The sequence below is a fragment of the Pseudomonas sp. S3_G06 genome, assembly GCF_054667565.1.
Genome location: NZ_CP162738.1, coordinates 4,980,925 through 5,000,194 on the forward strand (window position 1 = coordinate 4,980,925; position 19,270 = coordinate 5,000,194).

The following is a 19,270-nucleotide window of genomic DNA, read 5'->3' on the forward strand; positions in this document are numbered from 1 at the left end:
ACGAGCAATGTGCATTGCAGGAGCGCTTGGCATGGGGCGCCCCTCCAACACTTCAAAGCATAGCAACGGCCTCAGGGTTTGCTGGCGCTCGAGGTGTTCGTTCGTCCGCTTTCCCAGCCACCGCCCAGGGCGAGGAACAAATCGATCTGGCTCATCGCGACCTGGGTGTTGGCGGCGGCCAGTTGCGCGGTGACATCGGTGTAGGTGCGGGTTGCTTGCAGGTCGGCAAGGAACGACTCGCGGCCGGCCTGGAAGAAGCGGTGCGTCTGCTCGGCGGCGAGCTTGGCCGACTGCTCGGCTTCGGCCAGCGCATCGCGGCGTTGCAGCAGCGCGCTGTACTGGGCCAGACCGGTCTGCGTTTCGCGGATGGCGTTGAGCACCACGCCGTCGAAATGCGCCAGCGCGCCTTGAGTGTTGGCCTCGGCTTCACGAATGCGCGCACGGGCGCCGTTGGTCGGTACTTTCCAGCTCAGCGACGGGCCAAAGCCCCAGCGGTTGGTCGACGGGTCGCCAAGGTCATCAATGATGCCGACGGTGCCGATGGTCGCGCCGATGCTGATATCCGGGTACAGCTCACCGGTGGCGATGCCGATGCCGGCGGTTGCCGCTGCAAGACGCCGCTCGGCCTGACGAATATCCGGGCGGCGCTTGAGCAGCGCAGCGCCGTCACCGACCGGCACCAGTTGCGCGATCTTCGGCAACTCGGCGCAACTGGCGGTACCTGCCGGCAACTGTTCGACCGGTTTGGCCAGCAGCATCGACAGACGAAACAGCCCGGCCTGACGCGCTGCTTCATAGCGCGGCAAGTCGGCGCGCAGGGATTTGAATTGGGTCTGCGAACGGGTGACCTGAGTCTCGTCACCACGCCCGGCGTCACGCAGACGCTGGATCAGCGTGGTGCTCTGCGATTGCAGTTCGAGAGAATGCTCGGCGATTTCCCGCTCTTCGTTGGCTGCGCAGACCTGGGTGTAAGCACGAACCACGTCCGCCACCAAGGTGATACGCGCCGTATCGGCTGCGGCCTGAGTCGCATCGGCATTGGCTTTGGCCGCTTCGATGCCGCGTTGCAGAGTCCCCCACAGGTCGAACTGGTACGAAGCGCTGATGCCGACATCAGCGATGTTCGCCACCGGGACTTTCTCCGGCAGCAGGAACGCCTGACCGGATTCCTGCAAACGTTGCGCGCCCATTTTCACCCCACCGCTCCAGCCACCAGCGGCCTCGGCTTCATCCACCTGAGCACGTGCCCGCGACAGGTTCGCCGCCGCTACACGCAAATCGGTGTTGGACGCCATGGCCTGCTGCACCAGTTGATCGAGGCGCGGGTCTTTATACAGCCGCCACCAGTCGGTCGGCACCGGCGCTGAGACCACCGGTTTGCCGGCGACTGCCAGCTCACCCTGAATATCCTTGCGCTGCACCGCCGCGTCGGCGGGCACCTGATAATCCGGGCCGACCATCTGACAGGCCGAGAGCATCACGCCCAACCCGGCGATCAACCAGGCCCTGCTCATGGCTGCGACTCCTCATGCTGGTCGTCGATGATCGACACGGTGGCGGTACGCCCGGCGATCATGCGGAAGTCGGCCGGCACCTCGTCAAAAGCGATGCGCACCGGAATCCGCTGCGCCAGGCGTACCCAACTGAACGCCGGGTTGACGTTGGGCAGCAGGTTGCTGCCGCTGGTGCGGTCGCGGTCTTCGATGCCGGCGACGATGCTTTCGACATGCCCGCGCAACCTGGCGCGGTCACCGATCACGCGAATATCCACCGATTGCCCGACATGGATGCCGTCGAGTTTGGTTTCTTCAAAATAGCCATCGATGTGGAAGGAGTTGCTGTCGACCACCGACAACACCGGGCGCCCGGCGGTGACGAATTCCTGCGGACGCGGCGCGCGGTCGTTGACGTAACCGTCGACCGGGCTGCGGATCACCGAGCGATCGAGGTTGAGCTGCGCACTATCGACCGCCACCAAGGCTTCGGCCAATGCCGACTGTGCACGGGCGACGCGCGACTGGCTTTCTTCCAGCTGTTCGGCCGGTACCAGATTGCCGAGGCCACGGTTACGCTTGGCTTCACGCTGCGCCTGGGCGAGGGTTTCCTGGCGATCGGCAACGGCGGCCTTGGCCTGGCGCAGGGCCAGTTTGAAGCGATCCTGGTCGATGCTGAACAGCACCTGGCCACGCTTGATCAACTGGTTGTCCTTTACCTCGACCTGCTGGATCAGCCCGGAAACGTCAGGGGCGATCTGGATGATGTCGGCGCGAATGTGGCCGTCGCGGGTCCACGGCGCGAACATGTAATACATCACCATGCGCCAGACGAGGACAACGGCAAAAGTCACGATCAGCAGGGTCAGGACCACGCGACCGATGGTCAGAAACGGTTTTTTCATGTCATCAGGTATCGACTGAGTGAGTCCACGCCGTACAGCAGCACGGCATAGAGCGCCACGTTGAACAATGCCCGGTGCCAGACCAGACGGTAAAAGTGCAGGCGTTGCAGCACGCCATGCACCAACAAAAACAGCACGTAAGTGATGCCCATCAGCACCAGCAGGGTCGGCAGGAAGATGCCGCTGATATCCAGATCACCGATCATAGGGGCGCTCCATCGGGCAGCGGTTCTTCGGGCTCGACGCTGGAGACGAACTCGACGCCGGGCAGCAAGGCCAGACGCAGACCGCTCAAGGCGTGCAACAGGTGTCGACGGGTTTCATCGTCGCCCTGTCCGTTCAGCGCTCGGCGGGTACGATCAAGGGTCATCAGCAGACCGCTCGGTGCCGGCAGGCGTTCGTCGGCTTTGAGGCACGCGCGAAAATACTCGCCAACCTCGCCCACCACTTGTCGCAACAGGGCGTTTGGCACGCCGCTGACGCGCGGGGTGTAAGCAAGCAAGTCGAGCATATTCAGACCGACGCGCACTTCGCGCATGGCAATGCCGGTGTCCTGACCGGTCAGGGCCAGACGCGGCAGGTGCTGCATCAGCCGATCGAGCAACTGCACGCCCAACTGCCGATGCTCGGCGAGGCTGGCCGGCTCGGTCATGCTGACGATGTCTTTCCAGCTGAACCGGGTCAGACGCTTGGCCGCCAGCTCGGCGCCGAACGGTCGCGCCACCAGCGTCCAGATGAAAGCGAACAACAGACCCAGCGGCCCGGCGAGGTTGGAGTTGGCGAAGGCGAAAAAATCCGCGTCGTAGGCACCCTGAATGCTGATAAACGACGAGGTATTGACCAGCGTCAGCAGCATGCCGAGGTAGAAACGCGGTTGCACCGTCAGCGTGCCGATGCAAATGAACGGCACGGCAAATGCCAGCACCAGCATCGGGAAATCGTGCAGGTTGGGCAGAATCAGAAACAGATAAAGGCTGGCGAACAGCACCGACATCCCGGTCCAGAAAAAGAACCGGTAAATCTGCGGCGCCGGGTCGTCCATCGAGGCGAAGAAGCTGCACGCCACCGCCGCCAGGATCACCGCACTGCCGCCATCCGGCCAGCCAAGCAGAATCCACAATACCGAAGCGACGATGATCGCCAGAATGGTCGAGGTCACCGAGTAGAGCATCAGCCCGCGATCGATGAACGGCGTCAACCGGCCGAGGCGCCAGTGCCGGTACACGGCGCGCCAGCTGTCCTGGCGCTCGCAGAGAATCGCATCCTGCAGACTGCGGCAGTCCTGCCACAGATCGATGAATTCACCGAGGCGGTAGATCGCGTTGGAGAACAGCAGCTGTTTGCGCTCCTCCAGCGCTGCGGCGCTTGGTTGCAACGCGTCGAGTTGATCGCGGAGTGCTTGCCAGCGCTCGAGGTTGGCGTCTGCGTGGCCCAGCCATTCACGGGTCGCGGTCAGCAGCGGCTGAAATTTTTCCACCAGTTCCGGCGTGCGGCGCTCGAGTGCATACAACGAATCCTCGAGCGCATCGATCACCGGCAACAGATGGATCATGCGCCCGCGCAATTCCTTGGTATTGCGCACGGTTTGTGGCCGCGCGCCTTCGTGGGGCAACTGGCCGATCATCAACTCGAGGCTGTTGAAGTTGGCGACCATGGCCATGCGCAGCGCGGTAACTTCTTCCGGCTGCACATCGCGGCTGAGAAACTTCAGGCTGTAGCTCGTCGCGTCGGCGAACCACTTGCTCACCGCATCGTTGAACACCGGCGCCAGCCGTCGCGGCCAGAACATCGCACCGACCACCGCAGCGACGGCGATGCCAAGGAAAATCTCTTCGGTACGCGCCTCGGCCACGTCCCACACCGCCAGCGGATTATCCACCACCGGCAGGGCAATCAGCGGCAAGGTGTAACCGGCCAGCATCAGCGCATAGCTGTTGGCGGTGCGCAGATGCAGCGACATGAACAGCAGAATGCCGGTCCACAACGCAATGACCACCACCAGCACATACGGGCTCTGCACGAACATCGGCACGAACAGCACCGCCGCCGCCGCGCCCAGGAAAGTGCCCGCCGCGCGGTATAGCGCTTTGGAACTGGTCGGGCCGAGAAACGGGCTGGAGACAATGTACACCGTGGCCATCGCCCAATACGGACGCGGCATTTGCATGAGCAAGGCGATGTACAACGCAATCATCGACGCTGCAAAGGTACGGACCCCGTAAAACCAGTCACGGGCCGGCGGCATGCCAGTGAAAAAACCGTTCAAGAATTGACCACCACAGGCGAACTCGCCGCCTCAAAAGCCCTCAGTACCCGAAGCGTAGCTTCCAGATCGCTGCGCTCGATGCCTTCCAGCACTTCGTGGCGCAGGCGCACCAGCTCGGCCTCCACCGCCTGCACCAGCTCGCGGCCGGTATCGGTCAGGCTCAGGCACTTGGCGCGGCGATCCTGAGCGTCTTCGGTGCGACAGACGTAACCGGCATGGCACAACTGATCGAGCAAGCGCACCAGCGAAGGACTCTCCATCCCCGCAGCTTGGGCGACTTGCACCTGACGCACGCCCTCACCCAAACGCCCGATCATCAACAAGGGCACGGCGCAGGCTTCGGAAATTCCATAGTTGACCAGCGTGGTCTGGCAGATCTTTCGCCAATGCCGGGCGGCCACCACCATGGCGCTGCTGATGTTCATCTGGAGACTGTCGAGGGAATCGGACACGGGATAACGGACACTGTTAGTTTGCTAACTATCAATATCGCATTAGAGGGGAATTTCAGTCAAGTTTTGAAACAAATCTCTCCGCTGAAGACCGTCCTATATTTCATCAATCTCGACAGGGCGACCAATTTCTCCTCGGCGCGCCTGAACAACACAAGCCAATTCGAGATCATCGATACGGTCCAGCAAATCCTTAAAATGCTTGGCTGATATCAGGATCGCGATTGCTTGACCCTGATGATCCTGAACGGAAATCGGCCCGAACTGAGCGGTTTCAATAATGGTCTCGGGGCAAACTGTCAGTTGCAAAAGACTCGTCGATTGGATTGGCAAAAAGGATTTCATGCTCAACTCTCCAGCTCTTAGAGCTGCGACACTACTGCAATGCGGTCTCTATCTCTCACACATTCTGTAAGTGGGGTTTGCCTTAGCTCGATGCACCGCGCCCCTTACGCAACATCACATTCAACTGATCCACCACTTCCGCCCAATCCGCATCATCCAGAATCTCCTCGCGCAGAAACTGCGCCTGACCTGCCGTCCAGAAAAACGCGTCAGCCAGATGCAAATCCGGCTTGAGCGGCGAATGGCTGGCGATGAATTGGTCGATGCCGGTCGGATCATCATCGAGGCCGAGTTGTTTGAACAGGGCCGGTAGGCTGTGCTGCGGATTTTCCATGATGCAACTCCTCTGCAATTCAGGTCCGGCGTTGCGCCGTTCGCTGCAGTGGAGTTGATCATAGCTGTCGCTGCGGGTTCAGGGTCTGGCGACGTCAAGTGAGCCTGCGGCCAGTTGCGCTGCCGGATAAACCGACTGCCATCCGCCGCCGAGCGCCTTGTACAACCCGACCATCGCCAGAGAGACGCCGGTCGAGCTTTCCACCCATTGCTCCTGCGTGGCGAGCAAGGCGCTCTGCACGGTGAGGACGTTGATGAAATCGACCACGCCTTCGACGTATTGCTGTTGCGCGGTGCGCAGGGCGATCTGGTTCTGACGCACGGCTTCGGCGAGGCTGTCGCGACGGCGCTGGCTGGCGTTGTACGCAGTCAGTTGATCGTCGATTTCATGCCAGGCGCGCAGCACGGTCTGCTGGTAGGCGATGGCCGCTTCCTGTTGTTGGGCTTCACGCAATTGGAGCATGCCGCGCAGGCGGCCGCCGTCGAACAACGGCAGGCTGAATTGCGGGCCGATGCCGAAGGCACGCGAGCCCCATGAACCGAAATCGCTCAGCTGCATGGCCTGTGAAGCGAGGTTGCCGGACAGGGTAATGCGCGGATAGAAGTCGCCCTTGGCCACGCCGATGTTGGCGGTGGCCGCATGCAGACGCGCTTCGGCCTGGCGGATATCCGGGCGGCGCTCGGCCAATTGCGACGGCAGGCCGATGGCGACTTGCAGTGGCGACTGCGGCACTGCCGCGTCTGTGGACAACTCGCGTGCGAGGGCCTGCGGCGGTTCGCCCATCAGCAGACTGATCGCGTTGATCAGTTGCGCCTGACGCTGCTCGAGCGCCGGCAGCCGTGCTTCGATGGCGGCGACTTGTGCGGCGGCTTCGGCGACGTCCAGGTCGGTGGCCACGCCATCGGCCAGCCGCAACTGCGAGAGTTTCAGGCTGTGGCGAGCGACGTCGAGGTTCTGCTCGGTGACAGCGCGGGTGTTCTGCACCCCGCGCAGCTGAATGTAGTTTTGCGCGGTGTCGGCGAGCACGGTCAGCAGCACACCGCGACGATCATTTTCTGCCACTTCGAGATTGGCATCAGCGGCTTCGGTTTCACGGCGCACGCGCCCCCAGAAATCCAGTTCCCATGACGCCGAGAAACCGGCATCCCACAGGTTGAACGCCTCGTCGCCGTTATTTCCCGATGGATCGTTCAAGCCTTTGCCACTGTTGCGTTTGCGCCCGTAGCTGCCGCTGGCGGTGCTGTTCGGATAACGCTCGGCGGTGATCACCTGACGCGCGGCGCGGCTTTGTTGCAGGCGGCTGCTGGCCAGTTGCAGGTCGAGGTTGCTGTTCAGCGCGCGCTGGGTGAGCGCGGAAAGCTGCGGGTCGTGGAAGATTTCCCACCAGCGTTCGTTCAGGGGTTCGCTGACGGCCTGGCTTGGGGCGGACCGGGCGGGTTTGGCCCAGTCGGCAGGCTGAGGGGCTTCGGGTTTCTGGAAGTCTGGGCCGACGGTGCAGGCGGTGAGACTCATTGTGAGCAAGGCACTGAAGGTTAGCTGCTGCCACTGGCTTTTTCGCGAGCAGGCTCGCTCCCACAGGGGGAACGCATTAAAAAATGTGGGAGCGAGCCTGCTCGCGAAGGCGACAGCCGATTCAACACCGATCATCGCTGCGTCACCTCGCGCCCGGACGCCTTTGAGCTGGCGGTATCAATACTCGCCTCGACGGACATCCCCACCCGCAACCGCTCGGCCAGTGGCTGGCCCGGTTCCAGCATGATCTTCACCGGAATCCGCTGCACAACCTTGGTGAAATTACCGGTGGCGTTATCCGGTTTCACCGCCGCAAAGGTCACGCCAGTTGCCGGCGCAATGCTCTCGACGCGGCCAGTCAGAGCTTCGCCACCGAGACTATCCACTCGGACTTGCACATCCTGCCCGGGCTGCACGTCGGTCAACTGGGTTTCCTGAAAATTGGCCACCACATAGGCCTGCTGCAACGGCACCACCGCCAACAGCTTGCTGCCCGGCGTGACGTAGGCGCCGACGCGCACCGCACGCTCGCCGATCATGCCGTCCTGCGGCGCAGTAATACGCGTGTAAGAGAGGTTGAAACTGGCAATCTCCAGCGCCGCCTGCGCGTGTTTCAAATTGCCTTCGGCGGCGTTGCGCTGGGCGGTGAGAATCTCGACCTGCTTGCGTTCGGCCGCCAGCTTCGCGGTCGCGGTGTCGAGGCGCGCCGAGGCCTGATCAATGCGCGTGCGCGCCTGCTGCGCGTTCTGCACGGTGCCGGCGCCGACACCGGCGAGGTGGTTGTAGCGGTTCAGTTCCTGTTGTGCGAAGGCCATTTCCGCTTTGGCCGAGACCACGGTGGCCTGCGCCTGAGCGATCAGCGAAGCCTGCCGCTCGAGAGTCGCGTTGGCGTTCTGCAACTGCGCCCGCGCGACCAGGGTTTGCGCGTCAGCCGCCTCCGCCGCTGCGCGCAAATCACGGTCATCGATCAGCGCCAGCAACTGCCCGGCCTTGACCTGTTGGTTGTCTTCGACCAGCACCTGCTTGATGAACCCGGCCACGCGCGGCACCACCAGCGTGTAGTCGGCGGAGACGAAGGCGTCGTTGGTGGTTTGCTCGGTGCGTTGGCCGAACAGCCCGGGCATTGCCAGGTACACCAGCACGCCCACCGCCAGCGCGGCAGCCACGGCCACCGCGAGTTTTTGCTTGGATTGAGTCATAAAAAACCTTCAGTTTCAGTACAGCGATCAGGTCGGCGCGCGCGGCGGATAAATCCGCGTCGGCAGCCAGAAAATCAGCAGGATCAACGCCACAGCGACGCCGGCCATGCACAGGTACAAATCGGACGAAGTCAGCACCACCGCCTGCTCATGCACGCGGTGAGCGAGGCCCGGATCGCTGTGATCGGCCAGCGGCGAATTGCCGAGGCTGTCGACCAACATGGTCGAATGGAAATGCAGGCGCGCGGTGGTCAGCGCTTCGATGACGCCGGTGGCAACCACGGCAGCCAGGCCTTTGACGGTGTTGAACCACGCCGACGCGAACGGTCCTTCCATCGGCGTGATGCTGCCGGTCGACAACATCAGCAGCGGCAACACCGCCATCGGCTGGCCGAAAATCTGCAGCCATTGCAGGACGTAGAAATCGTCGCGAATCCACGCCGAAGTCAGGTGCGAACCGCCGAGGCAGGACAGCGCGAGCATGCTCAGACCAATGCCGAGCACCCAGCGGCAATCGACCCAGCGCAAGTTGCATAGCGCCGCCACCAATGGCAGCGCGATCAACTGCGGCAGCGCGGCAATGAGCATGATCGGCGCGGTTTGCGCCGGACGATAACCCTGCACCTGGGCCAGATAACTCGACGGAATCAGCACCACCGCCAGCAGCACGATCAGCACCCCGGCGAGGGTGATCAACGCAAACAGCAGGTTGCGGATGCCGAGCATCTGCAATTTGAAAAACGGAATCGGCTGCGACCATTCATTGATCATAAAAGCCACCAGCAGCAGCGAACCGGCACCGAGTAATCCACAGATCAGATTCGACTCGAACCAGTCCAGCCGATTGCCCTGCAACAGACCGATCACCAGCATGCAGATTGCTGGAAAGCCCAGCAGCAGGCCTTTCCAGTTGAACGCCCTGAGACGTTCCAGCCGCAGCGGATCCTGGGGCAATCCGTAAGCCACTGCGGCCATGGCGATCAGGCACGGCACGATGATCTGCCAGAACGTCCACTGCCAGCCGACGTATTCGGTCCACAGACCGGCCAGCGGCGTGCCGAGTCCCGGGCCGAAAGTCGCGGTCAGGGCGTAGCCGGCCAGTCCGTACAGTTTGATGTTCGCTGGGAGAAAGCGCAGTGCGACGGTCATCAGCATCGGCGGCAATGCACCACCGGCGAGGCCCTGGAGGATGCGCATCAACAACAGGCTTTCGTAATTGGGCGCGAACGGGCACAGCACGCCGAGCACGGTAAAAAGACCGATGGCGCACAGCGTGAAGCGGCGCAGCGAGAAGGTCACTGAGCACCACGGCGCAAAGGCCATGGCCGCGACCGACGTCGCCGTGTAACTGGCGACCAGCCAGGTGCCTTCGTCGTAGCCGATGTGCAGCGCGCCGCGAATATCGGCGAGTGCGACTTTGGTGACCATCTCGTTGAGGCCCGAGACCAGCACGGCCAACAGCACGCCGACCAGACCAATGATGATCCGCGCCCCGAACACCGCAGGCGCAGCCGCCGTCGCCGGGCTGGTCGCGGCGAGAGGTGCCGGGACCGTCAGGGATGTCATGAATGAAAACTCCGGGGGTGAAATACCGGAGCATTTTAGTGGGGCTTGATGCTGACGAAAATTGACTTATTGGCAGGTTATAAGTGCATCAGACACAACGGTGAATGCCTATGTGGGAGCGAGCTTGCTCGCGAAAGCGGTGGACCAGTCGCCATTGAGGTGACTGATCCACCGCTTTCGCGAGCAGGCTCGCTCTCACAGGGATTCGATGGTGCCTGATGATTTACGGCTGTGCCGCCAGCCACGTTTCATCGCAGCAGGTCTTGAGGGTTTCACGCAGCCAGCGGTGGGCCGGGTCCTTGTCGAAGCGCGGGTGCCAGGCCTGGGTCAGCATCAGCATGGGCAGCGGAATCGGCAGGTCGAACGAACGCAGTTTCAGCCCCAGCCGCCGCACGCTGAGCAGGGCTTCTTTAGGCACCGGCAGGATCAGGTCGGAGTCGGGCAGGGCAAACATCGCTGCATGGAAACTCGGCGCGATCACCGCCACTCGACGCTCCAGCCCCAACGCATTCAACGCCGTGTCGATCGGGCCGCGAGCGATGCCACGGCGCGACATGCTGATATGGGAAAAACCGGCGTAGCGCTCGGCCGTGATTTCGCCATCGAGCAATGGATGATTCTCGCGCACCAGGCCAACGAAATGCGTGGAGAACAGGTTCTGTACCTTAACCTCCGGGGTGAGCGGCCGGGTGTTGCTGACGCTCAGATCGATGCGCCCTTCGCGCAGCGCCTCATCGTCGCCATCGCCTTCCGGGACGAAGCGCAATTCGCAATGCGGGGCGAGTTGGTCGAGGGTGTCGAACAGCTTGCCGCCGTAAACGCCGACGAAGAAATCATTGGCGCGGATGCTGAAACGTCGACGCAAGGTGCCCAGTTCGACGCTATCGGCGGAGCGAAACAGCAGCGCCGCCTGCTCGACCACGTCGCGTACCTGCTCGCGCAGTTCGAGGGCTTTGGGGGTCGGTACCAGGCCACGCCCGGCGCGCACCAGAATCGGATCGCCGATGGCTTCGCGAATCCGCGTCAGCGTGCGGCTCATGGCCGCCGGGCTGAGGTTCATCCGCCGCGCCGCGCCGACCACACTGCCCTCGTCGAGCAAGGCATCGAGGGCGACCAGAAGGTTCATGTCCGGGAGTTGCATGTTGAGCACTCTTGGCTGATCTGGATTGATCCATGCGCAATGCTAGCAGATCAAAAGATCGCAGCCTGCGGCAGCTCCTACAGAGGATGGTTTTCCCATGTAGGAGCTGCCGCAGGCTGCGATCTTTTCAGGTCAGCGCTGCATACCCCAGCGCTTGACGGTCACCCGCTCAAGGGTGGCAAACACCAGATTCTCCACCAGCAGACCAATCAGGATCACCACCGCCAACCCGGCGAACACCTTGTCGGTGTACAGCTCATTACGATTCTGAAAGATGTACCAGCCCAGCCCGCCCTTGCCACTGGTCGCGCCAAACACCAGTTCGGCAGCGATCAAGGTGCGCCAGGCGAACGCCCAGCCAATCTTCAAACCGGCGAGAATCGAAGGCAGCGCCGCCGGAATCAGTATGAACAACACAAGGCGCAACCCCTTGAGACCATAATTGCGCCCGGCCATGCGCAGCGTCTCGGAGACGCCGAGAAATCCGGCATAGGTATTCAGCGCCAGCGCCCACAGCACCGAGTGCACCAGCACGAAAATCAGGCTGTTCTGGCCCAATCCGAACCAGAGCAGCGCCAGCGGCAGCAGGGCAATCGCCGGCAACGGGTTGAACATCGAAGTCATGGTGCTGAGCAGATCACGTCCCAACTGGGTCGAGACCGCCAATGTCGTCAGGGCGAACGCGAGGACGATGCCGATCAGGTAGCCCTTGATCAGCACCACCAGAGATATCCACACCTTGGCCAACAACTCGCCACTGAGCACACCGTCAAACAACGCCTGTGCGGTTTGCAGAAAGCTCGGAAGCATCAGGTCGTTGTTCTGAATCCGCGCGACCACTTCCCAGACGATGGCCAATACGATCAGGATCAGGCTTTTGCGCAGCCAGCCCTGTTGCCACAGGCGTGTGCCGAGCGGCAATTCGCGCTCGACCGGCACTGCGGTCAGCGGCTCGAGCACGGTTTCGAATTCTTCACGCACGGATGATGAATGGCTCATCGGGTAGTCCTCCTGGCCGCTCAATAGGCGATGCGAATGTCGTTGAAGTCGTGATCACGTTCGATCTCCGGCGCCTGGCCCTCATCGAACAGCAGACGATGAATGCGCCGCGCCGATTCCTGAAACGCCACGCCGCCGAGGCTGTGCAGGTCGTATTGATGGCTGTGCACTTCGGCGCGCACCCGGCCTGGATGTGGCGACAACAAGAGGATGCGATTGCCGACCACCAAGGCTTCTTCGATCGAATGGGTGACGAACAGCAGGGTGAAGCGCACCTCTTCCCAGAGCAGCAGCAATTCCTCCTGCATCTTGCGGCGAGTCAACGCATCGAGTGCAGCGAAGGGTTCGTCCATCAAGAGGATTTTCGGCTGCATGGCCAACGCCCGGGCAATCGCCACCCGCGCCTTCATGCCGCCGGACAAGGTGTGCGGATAGGCGTCGGCGAACGCCGCCAGGCCGACCTTTTCCAGATAGTGCAGCGCACGCTCTTCGGCTTCTTTCTTGTTCAAGGTGCGCGAGGCGAGCAGCGGGAACATCACGTTCTGCTTCACGGTTTTCCACGGCGGCAACTGGTCGAATTCCTGAAACACCACAATGCGGTCCGGCCCCGGCGCATCGACGCGCTGGCCTTGCAGGCGGATCTCGCCTTCGCAGGGCTGGATGAACCCGGCGACCGCCTTGAGCAAGGTCGATTTCCCGCAACCGGACGGGCCAAGCAGGACGAACCGATCAGCCGGGTCGACGGCGAAACTGACTTGATGAGTGGCGCGCACCACGCGTTGCGGCGTGCGGTATTCAAGGCTGACATGATCGACGGCCAACAACGCTTCGCTGTGGGCGATCGGGTTGCTGGCCGCGTGGCCTGGCAATGGGGCGTTCATGGTCGATCTCCGGCAAATCAGAAAGGCGCGTCGCCCTGGATGGTCGTGCGATACAGCTTGCGGCGCAGATGCGCGGGGCAGCCGGCGGCGAGGTGGATCAGCGAGCGGTTGTCCCAGAACACCAGGTCATGCGGTTCCCACTGATGGCGGTAGATGTTTTGCGGCAGCACGCTGTGGGCGAAGAGTTCGCCGAGCAACTGACGACTTTCGTCTTCCGGCAGACCGACGATGCGCGTGGTGAAGCCTTCGCTGACGAACAAGGCCTTGCGGCCGTTTTCCGGATGAGTGCGCACCACCGGGTGCACCACTTCGGCGACCTGAGCCAACTGTTCAGGAGTCAGGGTCGGGCGCCAGTTACCCTCGAACTTGGTTTCGCTGTAGCGCGCGGTATAGGAATGCGCAGCGCAACGTCCTTCGACCGCAGTGCGCAACGCAGCGGGCAAGTCGTCCCAGGCTTTGTGCATGTCGGCAAACAGCGTGTCGCCGCCCTCGGAGGGCAGCTCCTGGGCGTGCAGCATCGAGCCAAGACTCGGCAGCTCTTTATAGGAAAGATCGGAATGCCAGAACTTGCCGGCGTCACCGAGACCGATGTTCTGCCCGTTCTCGATGATGTTGGAAACGATGAGGATTTCCGGGTGGTTGGCCAGCAGGAACTGCTTGAGCACATGGATCTGCAACACGCCGAAGCGGCGGCTGAAGTCGATTTGCTGTTGCGGGGTGATCTGCTGATCGCGAAAGACCACGACGTGGTGATCCAGATGTGCGCGGTGTATGCGCGCGAAGTCCTGATCATTGACCGGCCGACTGAGGTCAAGGCCAACGATCTCGGCGCCGACGGCACCGCTGAAGGGACGAATTTCGAAAATTTGCGGCGCGGCAGTTGCGGCGCTTTCGGTGGCAGTAGCGGCGGACATCAATCATCTCCCACGCACGGCGCGCTCACGGACGCGCACGTCGATCAGACACTCACGCTGGATTGCGTGTCGGTTCAGGTCGTGCGGCGCGCCGATTGGTCGGCAGGTACGCAGGAGGGTGACTTTATAGCTATAAGAATTGGAAATTAAATACCGTTAATGAATAACGATATGGCGAATGGTGAGGGGGTGGAGTGACGATTTGTGTCACTTACCGACGGATATGCAGCGCCTGAGCGGGCGCCTTCGCGAGCAGGCTCGCTCCCACAGTTGGAATGCAATCTCCTGTGGGAGCGAGCCTGCTCGCGAATAGGCCGTCACCAGCGCCGAAGATCTAGCGCTCGTGCAACGCTTCAGCCCGCGCCCGAATGATCGGCTTGAGCAAATAGCTCAACACCGATTTCTTGCCAGTGATGATGTCCACCGACGCAACCATCCCCGGGATGATCAGCAGTGGCTTTTCATCCGTGCCCAAGTGGCTGCGCTCGGTGCGCACTTTGATCACGTAGTAAGTGGTTTTCTTGTCTTCGTCGGTGATGGTATCCGCACCGATCTGCTCTAGCTGCGCCTTGAGCCCGCCGTAAATGGTGTAGTCATAGGCGGTGAATTTGACGATCGCTTCCTGACCCGGATGCAGGAACGCGATGTCCTGCGGGCGGATCTTGGCTTCGACCAGCAGGGTGTCGTCCAGCGGCACGATTTCAACCATGTCGCTGCCCGGCTGGATCACGCCGCCGATGGTGTTGACCAGCAACTTGTTGACGATACCCCGCACAGGTGAGGTAACCAGCGTACGGCTGACGCGGTCTTCCAGCGCCTTGCCGGTGGCCTGGGCCTTGTTCAGATCGGTGCGCGCTTCGTTGAGTTGGGTCAGCGCTTCGCTGCGGAATTTGCCGCGGGTCTCGTCGATCTTGCGCTGCACTTCCTTGATCGCCGATTCGGCGCGCGGAATGGCCAGCGTGGTCGCGTCGAGCTGGCCACGGGTTTCCACTTCGGCACGCTTGAGGCGCAACACTTCCACCGGCGAGACCGCGCCCTGCGCCACCAGCGGCTCGGACATGTTGATTTCCTGACGCTGCAAGCCGAGTTGCTGACGGTACTGCGCCTGCTTGGAGCTGAACTCACGCAGCTCTTGCTGACGCTGGATCAATTGCTCCTGCAGGCCGCCGATTTCATCGTGCAACTGCTGACGGCGGCTGATGTACAGCGACTCTTCGCTTTTTGCCTGACCCGGCACGGCTTTGAGCACGTCCTCGGGGAAATTCAGCGGACGATCATCGACTTCCGCGCTCAGGCGCTCGACCCGCAGCAGCATCGACAGGCGATCAGCCTCGGTTTCGCCGACGTTGGAGGCAAAACGCGTGTCATCGAGACGAATCAGCGGCGCGCCGGCCTCGACGATCTGGCCTTCCTTGACGAACAGCTCGGAGACGATACCGCCCTCCAGGTTCTGGATTTTCTGGATCTTGGAAGACGGAATCGCCTTGCCGTCGCCCTTGGTCACTTCGTCGATTACGGCGAAGTTGGCCCAGAGCATGAGGAACACGAAGAAGCCGATGATCGCCCAGATGGTCAGGCGCACGACGCGCGGGGCGTCTTCGATCAGCGCCTTGTTGACCTCCGGCAGCGGCTGGCCCTGCAGCGAGGCAGAGCCCTTGAAGTAGCGACGGATCGACTCCTTGACACCGGACTTAAGCAACACTGATCTGCCCCTTCTTCAACGCTTCCATCACGGCGGCTTTCGGGCCGTCGGCGAGAATCTGCCCGCGGTCGATCACCAGTAGGCGATCGACCAGCGACAACAGCGATGCCCGGTGCGTGACCAGCACCACGGTCTTGTTTTCAATCACTGCTGCGAGGCGTTGCTTGAGGCGTTCTTCGCCGGTGTTGTCCATCGCACTGGTTGGCTCATCCATCAGCAGAATCGGTGGATTGAGCAACAAGGCCCGGGCCAGGGCGACGTTCTGCCGCTGGCCGCCGGAAAGGTTCTGCCCGCGCTCGCCGACTTGCAGCTCGTAGCCTTGCGGGTGCAGACGGGCGAACTCGTGCACGCCGGCCAGTTCGGCGGCTTGCAGCACCAGCTCGTCTTCGACGTAACGCGCGCCGGACACCAGGTTGTCACGCAGGGTGCCGGACAGCAGCTGGATGTCCTGCGGCACGTAACCGATGTTGTAGCGCAGTTCGCTGACGTCGATCTGACGGATGTCCACGCCGTCGACCAGCAAGGCACCGTCGTCCGGTTGGTACAGGCCCACCAGCAGTTTCGCCAGCGAACTCTTGCCCGAACCGCTGCGGCCAATGATGCCGATCTTCTCGCCGGGACGGATCACCAGGTTGATGTTCTTCAGCGCCGGGTTCTGCTGGTCCGGATAGGTGAAGCTGAGCTGACGGCATTCGATCGCACCCTGCAGAACCTTGCGGCTCAGCGGGCGCTCCTCGAAGTTGCGCTCCTGAGGCAGCTCCATCATCTGGTCGACCGAAGTCATGGTCACCCGCGCCTGTTGATAGCGCGTGAGCAGGCCGGACAGCGACGCCAGCGGGCTGAGGGCGCGGCCACTGAGCATGTAGCAGGCAATCAGCCCGCCCATGCTCAGGTTGCCGGCGATGATCTGGTACACGCCGAAGACGATCATGATCACCCCGGCCAGTTGCTGGATCAGCAAGGTGATGTTCATCGCCAGGCCGGAGAGCATTTTCACTCGCAGCTCGAGACGGCTGAGGGTGCCGATGGTCTGCTCCCACTGATACTGGCGCTCGCTTTCGGCGTTGTTGACCTTGACCGCATCCAGGCCGGCGAGGGTTTCGATCAGGCTCGACTGGCGCTCGGCGCCCAGCGCCATGGTGCGCTCCATGGTCGCGATCAGCGGCTTCTGCAAGGCGTAGCCGATCAACAGGGCAATCGGGAACGCCAGCACCGGAATCCACACCAGATGCCCGCCGAGAATGGCGATGACGATGAAAATCAGGATGGTGAACGGCAGGTCGATCAGGCTGGTCAGGGTCAGCGAGGCGAGAAAGTCGCGCAGGCTCTGAAACTCATGGATGTTCTGCGCAAAACTGCCGACCCGCGCCGGGCGGTATTTCATCGCCATGCCGACAATGCGCTCGAACAGCGTGGCGGAGATGATCAGGTCGGTTTTCTTCCCGGCCAGATCCAGGCACAGGCTGCGCAGGCTCTTGAGGATCAAGTCGAAGATGTAAGCGCCGGTGATGCCCAGCGCCAGCACCCAAAGGGTTGCTTCGGCCTGGTTCGGCACCACGCGGTCGTAGACGTTCATCACGAACAGCGGCGCGGCCATGGCGATGATGTTGATCAGGAAACTGGCGGCGATCGCATCGGCGTACAGCCAGCGCGAACGCTTGAGGGTGTCACGGAACCACGAGCGTGCGCGCGGGATCAGCGTGCCGTGGTTGACGTCGAATTTGTGCTGCGGCTGGGCGAAGAACACTTTGCCGGTGTAATCGTCGCTCAGCAGTTCGCGGCTGACCACCGATTCGCCGCCATCGCTTTCGCTCAGCAGTACGCGTGCTTCGTTGTCGCCCTGCCAGCCGAGCAGGACGGCACTGCGGCCATCCTTGAGCAGCAACAGCGCGGGCATGGCGATCGCCGGAATTTCTTCGAGCTTGCGCTGCAACACCCGCCCCTGCAGCCCGGCGCGGGCCGCTGCGCGCGGCAGCAACTCGACACTCAAACGTTGTTTGGGCAGCGGCAGGCCGGTGGTCAGCATCGCCGCGCTGGCAGGCTTCTGGTGCAGCATGCACAGGGCGAGCAGACCATCCAGCAACGGATCGTCATGCAACGCGCGTGGATCATGGCTGAGTTGAACTCGACTGACTTCTGATTCCACGCTCGACACTCTTTAACAGTTGAAAGGGATAACTCAGTTCATCCCAGGCAGCTGGACCTTGGGCTTCACGTCGTTCTGCACAACGGATGCCAACGGCGCGACCACTCCCTGGCTTTTGAGCAATTGGCCCATGGTCGCCTTGATTCGATACTGAGTAAATAACTGAATGTTCTTGATTTCCGCCAGACGCCGCGAGGCGGTGAACAGCTCGTTTTCGCTGTCGAGCAAATCCAGCAGGGTGCGTTCGCCGAGGCTGAATTGACGCTGGTAGGCGGTACGCACCGAGGTGCTGCGATCGACGTACTGCTGAGCGATCGGCACCTGAGCGTTGGCGTTGTTCAAAGCGTTCCAGGCCAGGCCGAGCTCTTCATTCAACTGACGCAGGGCGTTGTTGCGGATGTCCAGCGCCTGGTTGGCCAGGTACGACTTGGATTCCAGATCGGCCTTGTTGCTGCCACCGGAATACAGGTTGAAGCGCATGCGCAGCATGGCCTGCCATTCATTGTTGTGGCCGTTCTGGCCGTCGATATCGTTATCGGCGGTACGGCCCAGTTCGGCGTCGAAGCGCGGGTAAAAGGTCGATTTGGCGGTGGCGAACTGCTTCTCGGCAGCGGCAATATCCGACTCGGCGGAACGCAGGATCGGGCTGTTTTCCAGCATCTGCGCGCGGGCTTCATTGAGGTTGGCGGGCATCATCGCCATGAACGGCGCCGGGCGCTCGAGCTGGTCGGGCATCTGGCCGACGGCGCTGAGGAAGTTGGTTTCCGCGTCGGCGAGGTTGGTCTGTTCGGTGATCAGATTGTTGCGGGCCTGGGCCATACGCGCTTCGGCCTGATCAAGGTCGGCACCGCTGCCGACGCCGCGCTGGGTGCGCAGCTGGATCTGATCGTAGATGCGCTGGTGGCTCTTGAGGTTTTCCTCGGCCAGACGGACGAATTCGCGACGGGTCAGCACGTCCAGATACACCTGGGCGACAGTAAGTGCAGTACGCTCGGAAGTGCCAAGCAGTGAGTAAGCGCGGGAGCTGACGTTGGCTTGTTGACGCGCAACTTCGTTGGACGTCGCGAAACCGTCAAAAACCATTTGCGAGAGACGTAAACTTGACTCGCTGCGGTTCAACGTCTCCCAGTGATTGCTTCCACCGTTCGCTCGAGTGGTCACACTGTCGGTGCCTTCACGGCCATAACCGCCGAGCAGATCGACCTTGGGCAGGTATCCCCCTTTCGCAGCCTTTAACTGATAATCCGCCGCCAATCGACTGTTGACCCCCGCCTGAATCTCCGGATGGACATCCAGCGCCTGTTGCATGGCTTCTGGTAAGGATTGTGCTTGTACAAATGAGGCGGCGAGAGCGAAGGGAGCGGCAAGGAGCAAAAGCGAACGCATGGTTGGAATTTTCCCGGAACTTCTTGTCT

The 19,270-nt window shown here is 61.9% G+C and carries 17 protein-coding genes; all 17 read right to left on the bottom strand.

Annotated elements, in window-relative coordinates:
- Positions 1 to 71: 71 nt before the first annotated feature.
- A complete protein-coding gene (locus AB4N47_RS22230) occupies positions 72 to 1,514 on the bottom strand; it encodes a TolC family protein (RefSeq protein ID WP_341638318.1) in 1,443 nt (480 codons plus the stop codon).
- Positions 1,511 to 2,398 (bottom strand): efflux RND transporter periplasmic adaptor subunit, encoded by an 888-nt coding sequence (locus AB4N47_RS22235; RefSeq protein ID WP_122698862.1) that lies wholly within the window; start codon positions 2,396 to 2,398, stop codon positions 1,511 to 1,513. The genes AB4N47_RS22230 and AB4N47_RS22235 overlap by 4 nt, the downstream gene beginning before the upstream one ends.
- A complete protein-coding gene (locus tag AB4N47_RS22240) occupies positions 2,395 to 2,604 on the bottom strand; it encodes a DUF1656 domain-containing protein (RefSeq protein ID WP_016772264.1) in 210 nt (69 codons plus the stop codon). The genes AB4N47_RS22235 and AB4N47_RS22240 overlap by 4 nt, the downstream gene beginning before the upstream one ends.
- Positions 2,601 to 4,664, bottom strand: coding sequence for an FUSC family protein (locus AB4N47_RS22245; RefSeq protein WP_460154344.1), 2,064 nt, complete (start codon positions 4,662 to 4,664; stop codon positions 2,601 to 2,603). The genes AB4N47_RS22240 and AB4N47_RS22245 overlap by 4 nt, the downstream gene beginning before the upstream one ends.
- Entirely contained in the window at positions 4,661 to 5,089 is a 429-nt protein-coding gene (locus AB4N47_RS22250; protein ID WP_016772266.1) for a MarR family winged helix-turn-helix transcriptional regulator, read from the bottom strand. The genes AB4N47_RS22245 and AB4N47_RS22250 overlap by 4 nt, the downstream gene beginning before the upstream one ends.
- A gap of 123 nt (positions 5,090 to 5,212) precedes the next feature.
- Positions 5,213 to 5,461 carry a hypothetical protein gene (locus AB4N47_RS22255; protein ID WP_129998389.1) on the bottom strand — a complete coding sequence of 83 codons (249 nt, stop codon included), beginning with the start codon at positions 5,459 to 5,461 and terminating at the stop codon, positions 5,213 to 5,215.
- Between the two features lie 82 nt (positions 5,462 to 5,543).
- Positions 5,544 to 5,795: a DUF2789 domain-containing protein gene (locus AB4N47_RS22260; RefSeq protein ID WP_341638316.1), complete on the bottom strand. Its 252-nt coding sequence runs from the start codon at positions 5,793 to 5,795 to the stop codon at positions 5,544 to 5,546.
- Between the two features lie 78 nt (positions 5,796 to 5,873).
- Entirely contained in the window at positions 5,874 to 7,442 is a 1,569-nt protein-coding gene (locus AB4N47_RS22265; protein WP_341638315.1) for an efflux transporter outer membrane subunit, read from the bottom strand.
- A complete protein-coding gene (locus AB4N47_RS22270) occupies positions 7,439 to 8,506 on the bottom strand; it encodes an HlyD family secretion protein (RefSeq protein ID WP_341638314.1) in 1,068 nt (355 codons plus the stop codon). The genes AB4N47_RS22265 and AB4N47_RS22270 overlap by 4 nt, the downstream gene beginning before the upstream one ends.
- A 27-nt stretch (positions 8,507 to 8,533) precedes the next feature.
- Entirely contained in the window at positions 8,534 to 10,072 is a 1,539-nt protein-coding gene (locus tag AB4N47_RS22275; protein ID WP_460154345.1) for an MFS transporter, read from the bottom strand.
- Between the two features lie 223 nt (positions 10,073 to 10,295).
- Positions 10,296 to 11,213: a LysR family transcriptional regulator gene (locus tag AB4N47_RS22280; RefSeq protein ID WP_016772273.1), complete on the bottom strand. Its 918-nt coding sequence runs from the start codon at positions 11,211 to 11,213 to the stop codon at positions 10,296 to 10,298.
- A 132-nt stretch (positions 11,214 to 11,345) separates the two neighbouring features.
- The gene (locus AB4N47_RS22285) at positions 11,346 to 12,212 is read right to left on the bottom strand and encodes an ABC transporter permease (RefSeq protein WP_341638312.1); all 867 of its coding nucleotides are present in this window, start codon (positions 12,210 to 12,212) and stop codon (positions 11,346 to 11,348) included.
- Positions 12,213 to 12,232: 20 nt separating this feature from the next.
- The gene (locus AB4N47_RS22290; protein WP_341638311.1) at positions 12,233 to 13,093 is read right to left on the bottom strand and encodes an ABC transporter ATP-binding protein; all 861 of its coding nucleotides are present in this window, start codon (positions 13,091 to 13,093) and stop codon (positions 12,233 to 12,235) included.
- Positions 13,094 to 13,110: 17 nt separating this feature from the next.
- Positions 13,111 to 14,007 carry a TauD/TfdA dioxygenase family protein gene (locus AB4N47_RS22295; RefSeq protein WP_341638310.1) on the bottom strand — a complete coding sequence of 299 codons (897 nt, stop codon included), beginning with the start codon at positions 14,005 to 14,007 and terminating at the stop codon, positions 13,111 to 13,113.
- Positions 14,008 to 14,341: 334 nt separating this feature from the next.
- Entirely contained in the window at positions 14,342 to 15,709 is a 1,368-nt protein-coding gene (locus tag AB4N47_RS22300; RefSeq protein WP_024011116.1) for an HlyD family type I secretion periplasmic adaptor subunit, read from the bottom strand.
- Positions 15,699 to 17,855: a type I secretion system permease/ATPase gene (locus AB4N47_RS22305; RefSeq protein WP_051600365.1), complete on the bottom strand. Its 2,157-nt coding sequence runs from the start codon at positions 17,853 to 17,855 to the stop codon at positions 15,699 to 15,701. The genes AB4N47_RS22300 and AB4N47_RS22305 overlap by 11 nt, the downstream gene beginning before the upstream one ends.
- A gap of 33 nt (positions 17,856 to 17,888) precedes the next feature.
- A complete protein-coding gene (locus tag AB4N47_RS22310; protein ID WP_016772278.1) occupies positions 17,889 to 19,241 on the bottom strand; it encodes a TolC family outer membrane protein in 1,353 nt (450 codons plus the stop codon).
- Positions 19,242 to 19,270 lie beyond the last annotated feature (29 nt).

Excerpts from the sequence above, each read along its gene's own strand:
- AB4N47_RS22280 (WP_016772273.1), bottom strand. The coding sequence starts at position 11,213 with ATGCAACTCCCGGACATGAACCTTCTGGTCGCCCTCGATGCCTTGCTC.
- AB4N47_RS22270 (WP_341638314.1), bottom strand. The coding sequence starts at position 8,506 with ATGACTCAATCCAAGCAAAAACTCGCGGTGGCCGTGGCTGCCGCGCTG.
- AB4N47_RS22230 (WP_341638318.1), bottom strand. The coding sequence starts at position 1,514 with ATGAGCAGGGCCTGGTTGATCGCCGGGTTGGGCGTGATGCTCTCGGCC.
- AB4N47_RS22250 (WP_016772266.1), bottom strand. The coding sequence starts at position 5,089 with ATGAACATCAGCAGCGCCATGGTGGTGGCCGCCCGGCATTGGCGAAAG.
- AB4N47_RS22260 (WP_341638316.1), bottom strand. The coding sequence starts at position 5,795 with ATGGAAAATCCGCAGCACAGCCTACCGGCCCTGTTCAAACAACTCGGC.
- AB4N47_RS22285 (WP_341638312.1), bottom strand. The coding sequence starts at position 12,212 with ATGAGCCATTCATCATCCGTGCGTGAAGAATTCGAAACCGTGCTCGAG.
- AB4N47_RS22310 (WP_016772278.1), bottom strand. The coding sequence starts at position 19,241 with ATGCGTTCGCTTTTGCTCCTTGCCGCTCCCTTCGCTCTCGCCGCCTCA.
- AB4N47_RS22295 (WP_341638310.1), bottom strand. The coding sequence starts at position 14,007 with ATGTCCGCCGCTACTGCCACCGAAAGCGCCGCAACTGCCGCGCCGCAA.
- AB4N47_RS22265 (WP_341638315.1), bottom strand. The coding sequence starts at position 7,442 with ATGATCGGTGTTGAATCGGCTGTCGCCTTCGCGAGCAGGCTCGCTCCC.
- AB4N47_RS22240 (WP_016772264.1), bottom strand. The coding sequence starts at position 2,604 with ATGATCGGTGATCTGGATATCAGCGGCATCTTCCTGCCGACCCTGCTG.
- AB4N47_RS22255 (WP_129998389.1), bottom strand. The coding sequence starts at position 5,461 with ATGAAATCCTTTTTGCCAATCCAATCGACGAGTCTTTTGCAACTGACA.
- AB4N47_RS22290 (WP_341638311.1), bottom strand. The coding sequence starts at position 13,093 with ATGAACGCCCCATTGCCAGGCCACGCGGCCAGCAACCCGATCGCCCAC.
- AB4N47_RS22275 (WP_460154345.1), bottom strand. The coding sequence starts at position 10,072 with ATGACATCCCTGACGGTCCCGGCACCTCTCGCCGCGACCAGCCCGGCG.
- AB4N47_RS22235 (WP_122698862.1), bottom strand. The coding sequence starts at position 2,398 with ATGAAAAAACCGTTTCTGACCATCGGTCGCGTGGTCCTGACCCTGCTG.